This is a genomic window from Janibacter zhaoxuefangae (genome assembly GCF_050271985.1).
In the GTDB taxonomy this organism is placed as follows: Bacteria; Actinomycetota; Actinomycetes; order Actinomycetales; family Dermatophilaceae.
Genome location: NZ_CP189849.1, coordinates 1,819,846 through 1,836,041, shown reverse-complemented (window position 1 = coordinate 1,836,041; position 16,196 = coordinate 1,819,846). Strand labels below are relative to the sequence as shown.

The following is a 16,196-nucleotide window of genomic DNA, read 5'->3' as shown; positions in this document are numbered from 1 at the left end:
CGCACCTTCTGTCCCTTCCACCAGGAAAGAGCGAACTGACACATGGCGAACTACACCGCCGCTGACATCAAGGCCCTGCGCGAGGCGACTGGCGCCGGCATGCTCGACGTCAAGAAGGCGCTCGACGAGGCTGACGGCGACCAGGCCAAGGCGACGGAGATCCTCCGTGTCAAGGGCCTGAAGGGCGTCACCAAGCGCGAGGGTCGTACGACCTCCAACGGTCTCGTCGCCGCGAGTGCCGAGAACGGCGTGGGCACCCTCGTCGAGGTGCTGTGCGAGACGGACTTCGTCGCCAAGGGCGAGAAGTTCATCGCGCTGGCTGACCGGGTCTTCGCCCAGGCCGTCGCCATCGGCGCGGCCGACGCCGAGACCCTGCTGACGAGCACGCTCGAGGACGGCCAGTCCGTCAAGGAGCTGCTCGACAGCGCCAACGCGACCATTGGCGAGAAGATCGAGGTCAAGCGCGTTGCCCGCGTCGAGGCCCCGGTCGTCTCCGCCTACCTGCACAAGACCAGCCCCGACCTGCCCGCGCAGATCGGTGTCCTCCTGGGCACCGAGGGTGGCGACGAGCAGGTTGCGCGCGACGTCGCGATGCACATCGCCGCGTTCTCGCCGAGCGTCCTGACCCGCGAGGAGATCGACGCCGAGACGGTCGAGAACGAGCGTCGCGTCGCCGAGGCCACGGCGAAGGAGGAGGGCAAGCCCGAGGCGGCCCTGCCGAAGATCGTCGAGGGTCGCGTCAACGGCTACTTCAAGGAGAACGTCCTGCTCGAGCAGCCGTTCGCCAAGGACGCCAAGAAGACGGTCGCGAAGGTTCTCGAGGAGGCCGGCGCGAAGGCGACGGAGTTCGCCCGCTTCCGCATCGGTTCCTGACCGACAGGTCGACGTACGAAGGCCCCCAACCGCTCCGGCGGTTGGGGGCCTTCGTCGTGCCCGGTGCGGCGCGGGACGTCAGCGGCCGCGGCTGCCCGTCAACCAGGGCTGCGCCGCCCGCGTCACCAGGGGAAGCAGGATGTAGGTCATCCACGGGGTGGCCAGGACCGTGGAGAGCAGGACGCGTAGCGGCGTCGGCCAGCCCACGGTGATGGGAGCGAGCAGGTAGGCGAGAGCCAGGCTGGTGGGGAAGAAGGCGAACCAGATGACCACGGCCTGCTTCCACCGCTGAGGTGCCGGCGGGGGAGGGGTGAGTTCGTCGACGGTGCGCTCGCGCGGCTCGTCGAACCATCCCTCGATGCCCGTCCGGTGCTCCCTGCGGGTGTCCTCGACGAGGGCCGACCCGCTCGCGAGCCACCGCCGCCGCTCGGTGGACGTCTCCCACGTGCGGAGGCTCTCGGGCCCGTCGAACCGGTAGAGCATGTGCCAGTCCGAGGAGTCCGGCCCGGGGCGAACCCAACCGGCGCCGAGGAAGCCGGGGAACCGCTCGGCCATCGAGGTGCCGGCATCGACCCACGCCTGCATGAGCATGGTGTCCTGGGGGCTGACGCGACGGGTGATCGCGACCGTCACGGCGGTCATGGCGCCTCCGAAGGTGGGGGAGAAAGGATGGGGGGATTGTCGCAGCCGCCCGCCGTGCGGCCGAATCCGCCGCTCGGTTGTCGGCCTCGCCGCCTGCTGTGGAAGGATCGGGCGACCGCCACCGCGGTCGCGCGATGATTCCGCAGCTGCCATGGCAGCCCCCGCACACCCCGCACGGAGGACGACACGTGACCACCCAAGCCCCCACTCGACCGTTCAAGCGCGTGCTCCTCAAGCTCTCCGGCGAGGTCTTCGGCGGGGGACGGGTCGGGTTGGACACGGACGTCGTGCGCGGCATTGCCGAGCAGATCGCCGAGGCCGTCCGAGACGGCGTCGAGGTCGCGGTCGTCATCGGTGGCGGCAACTTCTTCCGCGGCGCGGAGCTCCAGCAGCAGGGCATGGACCGCACCCGCGCGGACTACATGGGGATGCTCGGCACCGTCATGAACTGCCTTGCGCTCCAGGACTTCCTGGAAAAGACGGGCATCGACACCCGCGTGCAGACGGCGATCACCATGGGCCAGGTCGCCGAGCCCTACATCCCGCGTCGGGCCATCCGGCACCTCGAGAAGGGCCGCGTCGTCATCTTCGGTGCCGGCGCCGGCATGCCATTCTTCTCGACCGACACCGTGAGCGCCCAGCGCGCCCTCGAGATCAAGTGCGATGCGGTGCTCATGAGCAAGAGCGGCGTCGACGGGGTCTACGACTCCGACCCGCGGGTCAACCCGGAGGCGCGCAAGTTCGAGACCCTCACCTACGCGCAGGCCCTCCAGCAGGGCCTGCGGGTCGTCGACGCGGCCGCTTTCAGCCTCTGCAGCGAGAACGGCCTGCCCATGGTCGTCTTCGGCATGGAGGGCAAGGGCAACATCACGGCGGCGGTGCGCGGGGAGCGCATCGGCACCCTCGTCACCGCAGGGTGACGCCACGCGCCCACGACGGGCGCGACCTTTGACAGACTGACCCACGACGAACACACGCCTGCACCACCGCGGTGGAGGCAGAAGGAGCCGGACATGATTGACGAAGCGCTGCTCGAGGCCGAGGAAAAGATGGAGAAGGCCGTCGAGGTCGCCAAGGACAACTTCGCCGGCATCCGGACCGGCCGTGTGAACCCGGGCCTCTTCAACAAGGTGACGGTGGACTACTACGGCGCGCCGACGCCGCTGCAGCAGTTGGCCTCCTTCCAGACCCCCGAGGCGCGCACGCTGCTCGTGTCGCCCTTCGACAAGTCGTCGCTCGCGGCCATCGAGAAGGCGCTGCGCGAGTCCGACCTCGGCGCGAACCCGAGCAACGACGGCAACGTCATCCGCGTGACCATGCCCGAGCTCACTGAGGAGCGCCGCAAGGAGTACATCAAGCTGGCGCGCAACCAGGGTGAGGACGCCAAGGTCGCCATCCGCAACATCCGCCGCACGGCCAACCACACGATCGACAAGCTCGTCAAGGACGGCGAGGTCGGCGAGGACGAGGGCACCCGGGCGGAAAAGGAACTCGACGGCATCACCAAGAAGTACGTCGACACCATCGACTCCCTGCTCAAGGGCAAGGAGGCCGAGCTCCTCGAGGTCTGAGACCGCGACCTCAGGAGCCTGGCCCACCACCATGTCAGAGGACATCTCTCCTCCGGAGACCCGTCGGGCGCGCAACGCCCAACTCGTGGCGCCGGCCGCTGCCGGTCGCCCCTCCCGCGCCGGACGCAACCTGCGGGCAGCCATCGGGGTGGGCGTCGGCCTCGCGCTGCTCGTCATTGCGTCGCTGCTGCGACCGCCGGTCTTCGTGGCCGTCGCGGCCGTCGCGATCGTCCTGGGCGCTCGTGAGCTGAAGGAGGCCACGGCCCGGGCCGGCCTCAACGTGCCGCTCGTGCCCGTCGCGGTCGGGTCGGTGTCGATGCTCGTCGCGGGTTATCTCCGAGGACCGGAGAGCCTCACGGTCGCGACGGTGCTGACCTGTGTCGCCGTCCTCGTCTGGCGCGTCGCCGACGGGCTCGGCGACGCCGCCCGCGACATCGGCGCCGGCATCCTCGTCGTGTTCTACCCGGGGCTGCTCGCGGGTTTCGCCGCCCTGATGATCGCGGAGCCCGACGGGGTGTGGCGGATCGTCATGTTCATCCTCGTCACGGTCTGCTCCGACATCGGCGGATACGCCGCGGGAGTGCGACTCGGCAAGCACCCGATGGCGCCGTCACTGAGCCCGAAGAAGTCGTGGGAGGGGTTCGCCGGCTCCGTCGTCCTCAGTTCCGTCGTCGCCGCCGTGGCGGGCGCGCTGATGCTCGACGTGCCGTGGTGGGGTGGCCTCCTTCTGGGCGCCCTCGTCGCCGTCGCTGCGACCATTGGCGACCTCATCGAGTCGAGCATCAAGCGGGACCTCGGCATCAAGGACATGAGCAACCTCCTGCCGGGGCACGGCGGAATCATGGACCGGCTGGACTCGCTGCTCGTCTGCGCCCCCATCGTCTGGGCGCTGCTGCACGTCCTGGAGCCCTGAGCCCGACTCAGCCCGAGCCCTACTCGACCGGAGCCTCTTCGGGCACGGGCTTGGTGCACCGGCCGCGGGCTGAGAGGATCGACGGTGATGAGCACCGACCTGCCAGAGCCCACGACGGCCCGCCCCGTCCCCGGCCAGTTGACCTTCACCGCCCCGCGCCGCGGCAAGCCGCCGCGTCACCTCGCCGACCTCGACCCCGCCGAGCGGAAGGTGGCCGTCGAGGCGTTGGGGCACAAGGGGTTCCGCGCCAAGCAGTTGTCGACGCACTACTTCGAGCGGCTCGTCGAGTCCCCGGAGGACATGACGGACCTGCCCAAGGCCGTCCGCGACGACCTCGTCGCCGACCTGCTCCCGTCGCTCATGACGCCCGTGCGGACGTTGGCGGCCGACGGGGGAGCGACCCTCAAGTCCGTGTGGCGACTCTTCGACGGAGCGCTCGTCGAGTCGGTCCTCATGCGCTACCCCCGCCGGGTCACCCTGTGCATCTCCTCGCAGGCGGGCTGCGGCATGAACTGCCCCTTCTGCGCCACCGGCCAGGAGGGCTTGACGCGCAACATGTCGGCCGGCGAGATCGTCGAGCAGGTCGTGCGTGCCAACCGGATGCTCCGCCACGGTGACCTCAGTCAGCTCGTTGCCGCCCACCCCGAGGACGGCCTCGAAGCGGCCCTGGGTGACGAGGCGGGCGACGACGCTGGCGACGACACCGGCGCCGGCTCGCAGCGGGTGACGAACATCGTCTTCATGGGCATGGGCGAGGCCCTCGCCAACTACAAGGCCGCCATCGGCGCCATCCGCCGCTTCACGGACCCGTCGCCGGATGGTCTGGGGATGAGTGCTCGCGGCATCACCATGAGTACCGTCGGACTCGTCCCGGGCATCAACAAGCTCGCCGGCGAGGGCATCCCGGTCACGCTGGCGCTCTCGCTGCACGCTCCGGACGACGAACTGCGCGACGAGCTCGTGCCGATCAACAACCGGTGGAAGGTCGACGAGGCCCTCGACGCGGCGCGCCACTACTTCGAGGTGACCGGCCGGCGCGTCAGCATCGAGTACGCCCTGATCAAGGACATCAACGACCACGCCTGGCGCGCGGATCTGCTGGGCGAGAAGCTCAACGCCCGCGGTCGCGGCTGGGTGCACGTCAACCCCATCCCGCTCAATCCGACGCCCGGATCGAAGTGGACCGCCTCCCGTCGCGGCGTCGAGCAGCAGTTCGTCGAGCGTCTGCGCGCCCACGGGATCCCGACGACGGTGCGCGACACTCGCGGGTCCGACATCGACGGCGCGTGCGGTCAGTTGGCGGCAGCGACCGCCTGATCGACGGCACAGCCTCGCCGCCGCGTCAACCGTTGCATCGACTCCGGTCGCGGAGCATGCTCGGACCATGACCCAAGCAGCGGAGGAGCGGACCTTGGTCCTGCTGCGGCACGCGGAGGCCGCCGACGGACTCACCCGTGCGGACATCGACCGTCCGTTGACCGATCGTGGGCGCCGCCAGGCGACCGCGGTGGGGCAGTGGCTTCATGCCCAGGGCCTCGGCTGCGACCTCGTCATCTGCTCGACGGCCGTGCGCGCGCGGCAGACCTGCGAGGAGGTCGCCAGCGCGGGGGAGGCCGAGGCTGAGGTGCTTCACGACCCACGGGTGTACAACGCGACCCCCGAGGGACTCCTCGACGCCCTACGTGAGGCCGACGAATCGGCCGACGTCGTCATGATCGTCGGACACTCACCCGGCCTTCCGGCTTTGGCGAGCCTGCTCGCTGACGGCGAGGGACCGTCCGCGGCGCACGACGCGCTGACCTGCGGCTTCCCGACCGCGTCCGTCGCGATCCTGCGCTACTCCGGGCACTGGTCGTCGATCAGCTACGCGGACGCCGTGCTCACCGAGTGCACGACCCCCTTCAGCCCCGCAGACGTGGACGCCGGGGTGGCGGACGAGTTCCTGACGTCCCGCCGATCCTGAATCGCGGCAGGTCGGCGGTCGCCGCCCGCTCGGCTCGACTCATCTGCCACCATGAGGCTCGTGGTTGACAGACTCAGCACGCTCGACGCGTCCTTCCTCTATCTCGAGGGCAGCAGCACGCCGATGCACGTCGGCTCGGTCATGCTCTTCGACCCGCCGGACGAGGGGTTCGATCACGACCGGTTGCTCGAACTCATCAGTGCGCGGATCGCGCACGTACCGCGCTATCGGCAGCGGGTGCGCGAGGTGCCAGGCGGCTTCGGCAACCCCGTCTGGGTCGACGACGAGAACTTCGACGTCAACTACCACGTCCGCCGCTCGGCCCTGCCCCGCCCGGGCACGGACGACCAGCTCCAGGAATTCGTCGCGCGGATCATGCCGCGACGCCTGGACCGGGATCGCCCCCTGTGGGAGGTCTACCTCGTCGAGGGCCTCGCCGACGGCCGCTTCGCCCTCATCACCAAGTCGCACCAGACCCTCGTCGACGGCATCGAGGCCGTCGAGATCGGGCAGATCCTCCTCGACCACGAGCCCGGCGGGGACCTCGACACGGCCGCGCTTCCCGTGTGGCGTCCCGGTCGGCAGCCGTCCGGGCTCGAGCTCCTGACGGGTTCGCTGGTCGACGCGGTGCGCCGTCCGTCCCAGGCCGTCGATCACCTCCGCAAGGGCGTCGCCGACGTCCAGCGCACGGGGGCTGCCGTCGCCGAGACGGTCGCTGCCGTGGCGTCCACGGTCGCCCGCGCCTCGGCCCGTCCCGCGCCCGACCTGCCGCTGCACGCCACCGTGGGTCGCGCCCGCCGCTACGTCATGGTCGGGACCGACCTCTCGGACTACAAGAAGGTGCGCACTCGGCTCGTGCGTGGGCGCTACGTCGAGGACGTGACGATCAACGACGTCATCCTCGCCACCATCGCGGGCGCCTTCCGCACCTGGCTGCTGACTCGCGGTGAGAACGTCACCGGTGCCACGAGCGTGCGTGCCCTCGTGCCCGTCAGCGTCGTCGGACCCGACGACGTCGACGGCAGCCAGCGGGTCATGGCCTGCCACGTCGACCTCCCCGTGGGCGAGCCGAGTGCGTCGATGCGCCTGCACCAGATCGCCTTCGCCATGCGGCAGCAGATGGAAGGCGGCCGCGCCGTGGGGGCCAGCACCCTGTCCTCCCTTGGCGGGTTCGCGCCGCCCACGTTGCACGCGCTCGGTGCCCGGCTCGGCAACGCGATGTCCCGGCGCACCCACAACGTCGTCATCACCAACGTGCCCGGCCCCCAGTCGTCCCTGTACGTCGGTGAGGCGCGGATGGCCGCGACCTATCCCGTCATGCCGCTGAGCCGAGGGCAGGCCCTGTCCATCGGGCTGACGTCCTACGACGGTGGCGTCTACTACGGCCTCAACGCCGACCGTGACGCCATGCCCGACGCCGATGTCCTCGGTCAGAGCATCGTCGACTCGCTCCAGGAACTCCTCGAGAGCCACAAGAAGTCCACGTGAGCAGCCCCCACCCGCCGATGGAAGGACGCCTGTGACCACGACGCGCATCTATCTCCCGCTCGCCCTGGCCGACCTCGAGCGCCTTCGCGCGGACCGCAGCCTCACGGGGCCGCTGAACGTCCACGCCGTGACGCCAGCCCTGGCCGCAGGTCTGCCCGGCACCGACGAGGAGGAGCGGGAGTACGTCGCCCTCTGTGACGCAGTGGAGGCGGCGACGGGTCTGCGCGCCCGAGTCGGGGACCGCCGCGTCGTGGCCGCGGCCGACGTCGTCGCCGGGGTGGTCGTTCCCGCCGAGGGTGGCCAACCGGCGTCCCGCGTGAGCCTCCCCGCCGGTCTCGAACTGGGGCGCATCGCGTCGTTCCACATTGACGAGGTCGCCGGCGCCGACGACGACGAACTCCTCTGGTACGACGCGACCGAGTTGGATGCCGTCATCGCGTTCGGGGCCAGCTGACCGACCAGCGGATGACGAAGGGGGCCGCCGACGCGACGCGTCGACGGCCCCCTTCGCTGTGGTCGGGTCAGACGAGGTGCGCCCGCAGGGTCTCCGCCTCGAGTTCGATGGCGCGCACGATGGACGGCGCGGCGGCCTTCTCCACCTTGCCGCCGATGAGGGGGAGGGCGCACTTGAGGTCGCCCTCGACGGTCTCGACGGAGCCCGTCGCGGTCGGCTCGAGTCGCAGGGTGCCGACGAGCTTGACCGGCTGGCCCTTGACCTCGATCTCGACGGTGCCGTCACGGGAACCGTCGGCCGCGGCGGCGCCCCAGCGCTGAACCTCGCCGACGATGATGCTGTCGCCGGCGATCTTGCGCAGGAAGTCGGGGAACTCGTTCGTCGGCAGCTTGCGCGAGGTCGTGATGACGGTCTCGTCGCCGTCCTCGCGGACCTCGGAGGTGTGGCCGGGGTCGGACGTCGCCTCCAGCTTGGCGTTCTGGAACTGCGGGGTGGCCATCGTCGCGAAGGCGACCGCGGGCGTGGCGGGCAACTCGAGCCTCTGGGAGATCTTCATGGGCCACAACGTAGTGGGCCGTGCAGGTCCGCGACCAGACGAGCACGCCGACGGGCCAACTGGATGCCGATCACGTCGTCGACGGACATCGGACGGGCGGCCGCGGCCTCCGCGAGGTCGACGGCGTGGGTCTGGAAGGCGTCCGCGGCGCGCTCGAGACGCTCGGCGCTCCGGAGCGTGGCGCGCGCCAGATCGAGCGCCCGTCGGCGGTGGGCCGTGCCGGCCCGACCGGGCCAGCCCGAAGTAAGCCGCGCCGCCGTGTCGGCGAGGGCATCGGCGCGCCGACGCAGGTCGGTTGCGCGGCGCCGCAGCGAGTGGGCGAGCGCCGAGCACGACGCCGGATCGGCGCTGCCGCCGGGTGAGCGCACGACGCCATGCACCTCGACAGCAGGCACCTCGACAGCAGGCACCTCGATCCCAGCCTCGGCGCTCACGGCGTGGCCGTCCGGGCGACCTTCGTCAGTCGCCGTCCCGCCGCGGTGGCCTCGGAGCCCATGAGGCCCAGCATGCGGCGCGCGTCGTCGACCCATCCGTCGACGGCGCGCTGCGTCGGGAGGTCTCCCAGGAGGGCTTGGCTGCGGCCGAGTTCGGCGGCGGCGTCGGCGCAGCCGGCGGCAACCTCGTCGAGGGCATCCGCCAACTCGTGCAGAAGAGTCGGGTCGGTGCGTGCGCGAGCCATGCAGACACGGTAGCCATCCACGGGTGACTGCCCCCGGAGTTACCCACAGCCGGAGTTCCCCAGAGCCGGTGTCGGCCACCCGGCGGAGGGGACTATGGTCGGTCGGGAGATGGCGCACATCGTCGTGCGTCAGCAACCTGACGCCGAGACCAAGGATGCAACGCTGATGCCGGAGTCGGTTGACCAGTCCCGCCGGGAGCTCCTCACCGCAGTCGAGGCGGCGCTCACGGACAGGGGGGTCACGCGCGAGTTCGTCGAGCACTACCACCGCCACGTCGCCACCGAGGACCTCGCGGCGCGGGGGCCGGAGGATCTCGCCCACGCCATCGCGGCGCACGTCGCCCTGGCGCGGCAGCGACCGCAGGGTCGAGCCGTGGTGTCGGTGACCACCACAGACTCGGGGCGCACCAGCCTCATCCAGATCGTCACCGATGACATGCCCTTCCTCGTCGACTCCGTCAGTGCCGCCGTCGATGCGGCAGGCCACCCGATCGCGCTGATCATCCACCCGCTCGTGCCGGTTCGCCGGGACGCGTCCGGGACGCTCGAAGTGATCCTCGAGGGGGAGGGCGGCATCGGGTTCGGCGAGGGCAACGAGTCGTGGATCTCACTCGAGACCGCTCCGCTGGGGGAGGACACCGCCGAGCTGACCGCCCGACTCCAGTCCGTCCTGGAGGACGTGCGGGGCGCCGTCGAGGACTGGCCCCGCATGGCGAGCCTGGCTCGCGGGCTGGCGAAGGACCTCGCGCCCCTCGCCGAGCACGACGAGGAGGCGGCGGAGACCGCGACCTTCCTCGAGTGGCTCGTCGACAACCACTTCACCTTCCTTGGGCACCGGCAGTTCCGCCAGTCGGAGGACGGCGGCCTCGCACCCGTCCAGAGCACGGGGCTCGGGCTGAGCCGGTCCGACCCCACGCAGGACGAGATCGCGGAGGCCCGCCACGACGCGCTGACCGACGTGGGACGACGTCTGCACATCTCCAAGGGCAACCACCGCTCGACCGTCCACCGGGACGCCTACCTCGACGAGGTGGCCATCCGCCTCCTCGACGACCGGGGCGCCGTCATCGGCGAGCACCGCTTCAGCGGCCTCTTCACCCAGAGCACCTACACCGACTCCGTGCTCGACATGCCCGTCATCCGGCGCAAGGTGGCCCAGGTCCTCGATCGGGCCGGCCTGACGGCGGAGTCGCACGGCGGCAAGGACCTCATCGGCGTCCTGACGACCTACCCGCGCGACGAGCTCTTCCAGGCCGACGTCGATGCCCTCGAGGCCGTCGCGACGACGGTCGTGCACCTGAAGTCCCGTCGCGCGACCCGACTTTTCCTCCGGCGCACCGACGGCGGCCGGGCCATGTCCTGCCTCGTCTACATCCCGCGCGACCGCTACAACACGACCGTGCGCACGCAGATGTCGGAGATCCTCAAGGAGGCCTTCGGCGGCGAGAGCGTGCACTTCACCGCGCGGGTCAGCGAGAGCGTTCTCGCCCGGCTGCACTTCCTCGTCCGTCGGGCCGGTGGCGAGAGCATCCCGGAGATCACGCCGGAGGAGACGGCGAAGGTGGAGGAGCGGCTCATCGAGACGACTCGCACCTGGGAGGAGCGGCTGGCCCGCACCGCGAACGAGGCCGTGGGCGAGGAGCGGACCCGCTCCTTCATCGACGAGTTCGGCGCCGCCTTCCCGCCCGTCTACCAGCAGCACTTCTCGACGCGCCAGACCGTGGCCGACCTCAAGAACCTGACCCGACTCGGGGAGAAGGAGACGACCCGTCAGGCCCTGTACAAGCCGAAGGAAGGTGCCGAGGCGATCCGGCGTTTCAAGGTCTTCCGCCTCGAGCCGCTGTCGCTGACGACCGTCCTGCCGATCTTCACGGACATGGGCGTCGAGGTCGTCGACGAGCAGCCCTATCCGATCGAGCGCGCCGACGGCAGGTCGATGTACGTCTACGACTTCGGCTTCCGCGCTGCCGACCCGGAGATGTGGCTGACCATGCCGCACGAGGGCCTGCGCGAGCTCTTCGAGGGAGCCGTCGGGGCCGTCTTCAACGGCGCTGCGGAGTCCGACGGCTTCAACCAGCTCGTGCTCCGGGCCGGCATGACGTGGCGCCACGTCGTCATCCTGCGGACCATCGCCAAGTACCTGCGGCAGGTGCGGGCGACCTTCAGCCAAGGCTATGTGGAGTCTGCCCTCGTCAACAACGAGGGCATCGCGCGCCACCTCGTCGACCTGTTCGAGGTGCGCTTCGACCCCGATCGCTATGACGGCGAGGCCGGCGGTGAGCGGGCCGATCACGAGGCCGCGATCGTGGCGACGATCAACGCCGCCCTGGAGCAGGTCAGCTCGCTCGACGAGGACCGCATCATCCGCGCCTTCCTCGGGGTCATCCAGGCGACGCTGCGCACGAACTTCTACCAGCGCGACGCCGACGGCAACCCCCGCGCGTCCGTGGCGCTCAAGCTCGAGCCGGCCAAGGTGCCGGACATGCCCTCGCCCCGGCCCGCCTTCGAGATCTGGGTCTACAGCCCGCGCGTCGAGGGCGTGCACCTGCGGTTCGGGCCGGTGGCCCGAGGCGGCCTGCGCTGGAGCGACCGGCGCGAGGACTTCCGCACCGAGATCCTCGGCCTCGTCAAGGCACAGATGGTCAAGAACGCCGTCATCGTCCCCACCGGCTCCAAGGGCGGATTCTTCGCCAAGCAGCTCCCGGACCCGTCGGTCGATCGCGATGCCTGGCTGACCGAGGGGAAGGCGGCCTACACCGACTTCATCGCCTCCCTGCTCGACGTCACGGACAACCGCATCGGCGCCGAGATCGTGCCGCCCGAGCGGGTCGTCCGCCACGACGGCGACGACTCCTACCTCGTCGTCGCGGCCGACAAGGGCACGGCGAGTTTCTCCGACATCGCCAACGGCGTCTCGGGCGACTACGGGTTCTGGCTGGACGACGCCTTCGCCTCCGGCGGCTCGGTGGGCTACGACCACAAGGCGATGGGCATCACCGCCCGCGGCGCGTGGGAGTCCGTCAAGCGCCACTTCCGCGAGCTGGGCATCGACACCCAGTCGCAGGAGTTCACCGTCGCCGGCGTCGGCGACATGAGCGGCGACGTCTTCGGCAACGGGATGCTCCTGTCCGAGCACATCCGACTCGTGGCCGCCTTCGACCACCGCCACATCTTCATCGACCCCACTCCGGACGCGGCGGCGTCGTACGCCGAGCGCCGACGCCTCTTCGACCTGCCCCGCTCCTCGTGGGCCGACTACGACGAGTCCCTGATCAGCGAGGGTGGCGGCGTCTTCGCCCGCACGCTCAAGTCGATCCCCGTGACTCCGCAGATGGTCACGGCCCTCGGGCTGGATGAGGGCACGACGAAACTCACTCCCGCGGAGATGCTCACCGCCATCCTCAAGGCCCCCGTGGACCTGCTCTGGAACGGCGGCATCGGCACCTACGTCAAGGCCTCCTCCGAGTCGCACGCCGAGGTGGGTGACCGCGCCAACGACGGCATCCGCGTCGATGGCCAAGACCTGCGAGCCACGGTCGTGGGGGAGGGTGGCAACCTCGGCGCGACCCAGCTGGGGCGCATCGAGGCCGCCCTCAACGGGGTCCGGATCAACACCGACGCCATCGACAACTCGGCGGGCGTCGACACCTCGGACCACGAGGTCAACATCAAGATCCTGCTCGGGTCGATGGTCCGGGCCGGCGAGCTCGACACGGAGGCGCGCAACGAGCTCCTCGCGTCGATGACCGACGAGGTGGCCGTCCAGGTCCTGCGCGACAACTACGAGCAGAACGTCCTGCTGGGCAACGCTCGCGCTCAGGAACTGCGGATGGTGCCGGTCCACCAGCGCCTCATGCACTGGCTCGAGGGGCGGGGCGATCTCGATCGCGCCCTGGAGTTCCTGCCGAGCGACGCGCTCCTGGAGCGGCGCCGCAAGGAGGGCGTGGGGCTGAAATCGCCCGAGTTCTCCGTGCTCGTCGCCTACGCCAAGTTGGCCCTCAAGGAGGACCTCGCGCAGAGTGCCCTGCCCGATGACCCGTGGTTCGGGGACACGCTCGCGGGCTACTTCCCCGAGCCCGTGCGGGAGCGCGGCGGCGAGCACCTCGCGGAGCATCCGCTGCGACGCGAGATCGTCATCAACTCCGTGGCCAACGCCATCGTCAACCGGGGCGGGATCACCTTCGCCTACCGCGCCCTCGAGGAGACCGGGGCGAGCACGGAGTCCGTGGCTCGCGCCTTCCTCATCTCGCGTGAGGTCTTCGCCCTCGGCGACTTCGTCCGTGAGGTCGAGGCCCTGGACAACGTGGTCTCCACCGACGTGCAGACCGAGATGTACCTGGAGTTCCGTCGCCTGCTCGACCGGTCGACCCGCTGGTTCCTCACCTCGCGTCCGGGCCAGCTCGACATCCCGGCCGAGGTCGATCGCTTCTCTGCCGTCGTCCGCGAGCTGACGCCGAAGATCCCCGACATGCTGCGGGGCAGTGAGCGTGAGCGGCTCCAGACCAACGCGGCCAAGCTGAGTGAGAAGGGGGTCGACGAGGCGCTCGCGCTGCGCTCGGCAGCCCTGCTCGACTCCTTCTCGCTGCTCGACGTCGTGGACATCGCCACGGACACGGGTGAGGAGCCCGCCGCCGTGGCACAGCTCTACTACGTCGTCTCCGAGGACTTCGGCATCGACCGGCTGCTCGCCAGCGTGTCGGACCTGCCGCGCGAGGACCGGTGGGACGGGCTGGCCCGGGGCGCGCTCCGGGATGACCTGTACGCCGTCCTCGAGGGCATCACCCGGTCCGTCATCGAGGCGGCCCCGGCGCAGTCGGGACAGGACGCGGCGGCCCGGTACGAGGCTTGGCAGGGCGCCAACGGGGAGTCGCTCCAACGGGTCCGCACGAGCCTGTCGGGGATCGAGGGCCTCGACGCCCCGAACATCGCGGCGATCTCGGTGGCCCTGCGGACGCTCCGATCCGTGGTCAGGTCGGGATCGTCCGCGTGAGGTAACTAGGGTGACCCCGTGCCCACGCTGAATGAGGTCCTGCGGTCGTCCGAAGCGCTGTCCGCCGCGGACACGGACTGGATTCACCTGCTCGTCGAGGACTGGCAGGTGCTGTCCGACCTCAGCTTCGGTGACCTCATCCTCTGGGTGCACACCGACCGGGGCTGGACCGCCGCCGCCCACGTCCGCCCGACGACGGGGCCGATGGTCTTCGTGGAGGACCTCGTGGGCACGATCTGCGATGCCGAGCGGGGCGCGTGGATCGACGAGGCGGAGCGGGCGGGCGCCACCGTCCCGGCGCCGCACTCGCAGCGGATGGGGGACATGCTCACCCGCGAGGAGGCCGTGCCCGTCGTGCGGGCGGGAGCGGTCGTCGCCGTCCTCACTCGCCACATCAACCTCTCCAGGGTGGCGGACCCCAGCGAGCTCGAGCGGACGTACACCGCGCTCGCGGACGCGATGTCCCGGATGATCGCCGCGGGGGAGTGGCCGTCCCCGTCGGCACCGACGGGTCTGCGGCGCGGCTCCCCTCGTGTGGGTGACGGCGTGATCCACCTCGACGCCGAGGGCATCGTCCTCTACGTCAGCCCCAACGCCCACAGCGCGCTTCGGCGCCTGGGCCACGACGGTCCCGTCGTCGGCGCGGTGCTGGCCCAGATCATCACCGACCAGCTGCAGGAGGGCGATCAGGTCGACGAGTCGCTGGCCCTGGTCACGCTGGGGCGCGCCGCCTGGCGCGCCGAGGCGGCGACGGACCGGGCGACGATGACCCTCAAGGCGATCCCGCTCACCGAGCGCCGCCGCCGGGTGGGCGCCTTCGTCCTCGTCCGGGACGTTACGGAGCTCCGGCGCCGCGAATCCGAGATGATCAGCAAGGACGCGACGATCCGCGAGATCCACCACCGGGTGAAGAACAACTTGCAGACGGTGGCCGCGCTGCTGCGGCTGCAGGCCCGCCGGGTCGACGACGGCGCGGGGCGGACGGCGCTGCTCGATGCGGTGCGTCGTGTCAGCACCATCGCCTTGGTGCACGAGACCCTGAGCAGCGGATTCGACGAGACCGTCAGCTTCGACGACGTCGCCGTGCGGGGGCTGCGGGCCGTCGTCGAGCTCGCCACGAGCGAGCACACCATCGAGTCCGCGGTCCACGGCACCTTCGGACGGATGCGGGCGGAGGACGCCACGTCCGTCGCCATGATCATCTCCGAACTCGTGCAGAACGCCGCCGAACACGGCCTCGCAGCCCACGGGGGGCGCATCGTCGTCACCGCGGAGCGGGGGAACGAGGGCGGCGAGGACATCCTGCGCGTCAGCATCGAGGATGACGGCGAGGGGCTCCCGCAGGGCTTCCGGATCCGGCGTGCCGGCCTCGGGACGAGGATCGTCACGTCCCTGGTTCATGACCTGCGGGGGACGATCCGATGGGACGACGTCGAGCCGCGGGGGACGCGGGTCAGGTTCTCCGCCCGGCTGCGCCCGCTGTCGCGGTCGGCCGACGTCGCCCGGTGACGAAGTGGGTCAGCCGGCGCGGCGCGCGCGGGCCTTGCGGCGCTTGAGGGCGCGGCGCTCGTCCTCGGACATGCCGCCCCAGACGCCGGCGTCCTGACCGGACTCGATGGCCCACTTGAGACAGGTGTCCAGGACCTCGCAACGACGGCACACGGCCTTGGCCTCCTCGATCTGCATGATCGCCGGCCCGGTGTTCCCGATCGGGAAGAACAGCTCCGGGTCTTCGTCCAAGCAGGCTGCGCGGTCGCGCCAGTCCATGTGAACCTTGCTCCTTGTCTGGGTCAGGGCACCAACCGGTGACGGCTCGAGACCGTCGTGGCTGGGGGTCATGCTGCGGAACGTCGGCCGGGGGTGTCCGGCCGGCGCTCCATACTGTCGTCTTCGGGGGGAAAGCGACAGATCTTCACGTCTGTGTCTTTGCACATCGTGACGAGAAACCATTCGGACAACGGCGCCGACCAGCAATCTGTTCCCCAGGGGGCGTGGCTAGGCTGACACTCGTGTCCGCCGTAGTCCCCGAGGAACCCGCTCCCACGTCACGTCGACGAACCGTCGCTC

The 16,196-nt window shown here is 70.4% G+C and carries 15 protein-coding genes; 10 read left to right on the top strand and 5 right to left on the bottom strand.

Going from position 1 to position 16,196, the window contains the following annotated elements:
• Positions 1 to 42 precede the first annotated feature (42 nt).
• Entirely contained in the window at positions 43 to 873 is an 831-nt protein-coding gene (tsf, locus tag ACQBAS_RS08635; RefSeq protein WP_427383393.1) for a translation elongation factor Ts, read from the top strand.
• 78 nt (positions 874 to 951) lie between these two features.
• On the opposite strand, the gene ACQBAS_RS08630 is transcribed toward tsf, so the two are convergent.
• Positions 952 to 1,515 (bottom strand): antibiotic biosynthesis monooxygenase, encoded by a 564-nt coding sequence (locus ACQBAS_RS08630; RefSeq protein WP_427383392.1) that lies wholly within the window; start codon positions 1,513 to 1,515, stop codon positions 952 to 954.
• 188 nt (positions 1,516 to 1,703) lie between these two features.
• Between ACQBAS_RS08630 and pyrH the strand changes: the two genes are divergently transcribed.
• The 7 genes from pyrH to ACQBAS_RS08595 all read left to right on the top strand — a co-directional run bounded on the left by pyrH (position 1,704) and on the right by ACQBAS_RS08595 (position 7,904).
• Positions 1,704 to 2,435, top strand: a complete 732-nt coding sequence (pyrH, locus tag ACQBAS_RS08625) for a UMP kinase (RefSeq protein WP_427383391.1) — start codon at positions 1,704 to 1,706, stop codon at positions 2,433 to 2,435.
• A 93-nt stretch (positions 2,436 to 2,528) separates the two neighbouring features.
• On the top strand, positions 2,529 to 3,086 hold the full coding sequence (frr, locus tag ACQBAS_RS08620) for a ribosome recycling factor (protein ID WP_427383390.1): 558 nt from the start codon (positions 2,529 to 2,531) through the stop codon (positions 3,084 to 3,086).
• 31 nt (positions 3,087 to 3,117) lie between these two features.
• On the top strand, positions 3,118 to 3,999 hold the full coding sequence (locus ACQBAS_RS08615; protein WP_427383389.1) for a phosphatidate cytidylyltransferase: 882 nt from the start codon (positions 3,118 to 3,120) through the stop codon (positions 3,997 to 3,999).
• An 87-nt stretch (positions 4,000 to 4,086) separates the two neighbouring features.
• A complete protein-coding gene (gene rlmN, locus ACQBAS_RS08610) occupies positions 4,087 to 5,316 on the top strand; it encodes a 23S rRNA (adenine(2503)-C(2))-methyltransferase RlmN (protein WP_427383388.1) in 1,230 nt (409 codons plus the stop codon).
• A gap of 67 nt (positions 5,317 to 5,383) precedes the next feature.
• A complete protein-coding gene (locus ACQBAS_RS08605) occupies positions 5,384 to 5,962 on the top strand; it encodes a SixA phosphatase family protein (RefSeq protein ID WP_427383387.1) in 579 nt (192 codons plus the stop codon).
• A gap of 60 nt (positions 5,963 to 6,022) precedes the next feature.
• A complete protein-coding gene (locus tag ACQBAS_RS08600; RefSeq protein ID WP_427383386.1) occupies positions 6,023 to 7,450 on the top strand; it encodes a WS/DGAT/MGAT family O-acyltransferase in 1,428 nt (475 codons plus the stop codon).
• A gap of 31 nt (positions 7,451 to 7,481) precedes the next feature.
• Positions 7,482 to 7,904 (top strand): DUF6912 family protein, encoded by a 423-nt coding sequence (locus ACQBAS_RS08595; RefSeq protein ID WP_427383385.1) that lies wholly within the window; start codon positions 7,482 to 7,484, stop codon positions 7,902 to 7,904.
• A gap of 67 nt (positions 7,905 to 7,971) precedes the next feature.
• Here ACQBAS_RS08595 and ACQBAS_RS08590 read toward each other — a convergent pair whose 3' ends face one another.
• From ACQBAS_RS08590 to ACQBAS_RS08580, 3 genes are read right to left on the bottom strand one after another with little or no spacing between them, the layout of a single operon-like run.
• Complete coding sequence (locus ACQBAS_RS08590) at positions 7,972 to 8,460, bottom strand: DUF2505 domain-containing protein (protein ID WP_427383384.1); 489 nt, start codon at positions 8,458 to 8,460, stop codon at positions 7,972 to 7,974.
• Entirely contained in the window at positions 8,457 to 8,894 is a 438-nt protein-coding gene (locus tag ACQBAS_RS08585; protein WP_427383383.1) for a hypothetical protein, read from the bottom strand. The genes ACQBAS_RS08590 and ACQBAS_RS08585 overlap by 4 nt, the downstream gene beginning before the upstream one ends.
• Positions 8,891 to 9,139: a hypothetical protein gene (locus ACQBAS_RS08580; protein ID WP_427383382.1), complete on the bottom strand. Its 249-nt coding sequence runs from the start codon at positions 9,137 to 9,139 to the stop codon at positions 8,891 to 8,893. Before ACQBAS_RS08580 ends, ACQBAS_RS08585 begins: the two co-directional genes overlap by 4 nt.
• Before the next feature lie 166 nt (positions 9,140 to 9,305).
• On the opposite strand from ACQBAS_RS08580, the gene ACQBAS_RS08575 reads away from it, so the two are divergent.
• Positions 9,306 to 14,129: an NAD-glutamate dehydrogenase gene (locus ACQBAS_RS08575; protein WP_427383381.1), complete on the top strand. Its 4,824-nt coding sequence runs from the start codon at positions 9,306 to 9,308 to the stop codon at positions 14,127 to 14,129.
• Between the two features lie 18 nt (positions 14,130 to 14,147).
• Positions 14,148 to 15,638, top strand: coding sequence for a sensor histidine kinase (locus tag ACQBAS_RS08570; protein WP_427383380.1), 1,491 nt, complete (start codon positions 14,148 to 14,150; stop codon positions 15,636 to 15,638).
• A gap of 9 nt (positions 15,639 to 15,647) precedes the next feature.
• Here the strand turns inward: ACQBAS_RS08570 and ACQBAS_RS08565 are convergent, their stop codons facing one another.
• Positions 15,648 to 15,896, bottom strand: coding sequence for a WhiB family transcriptional regulator (locus tag ACQBAS_RS08565; RefSeq protein ID WP_427385608.1), 249 nt, complete (start codon positions 15,894 to 15,896; stop codon positions 15,648 to 15,650).
• Positions 15,897 to 16,196 lie beyond the last annotated feature (300 nt).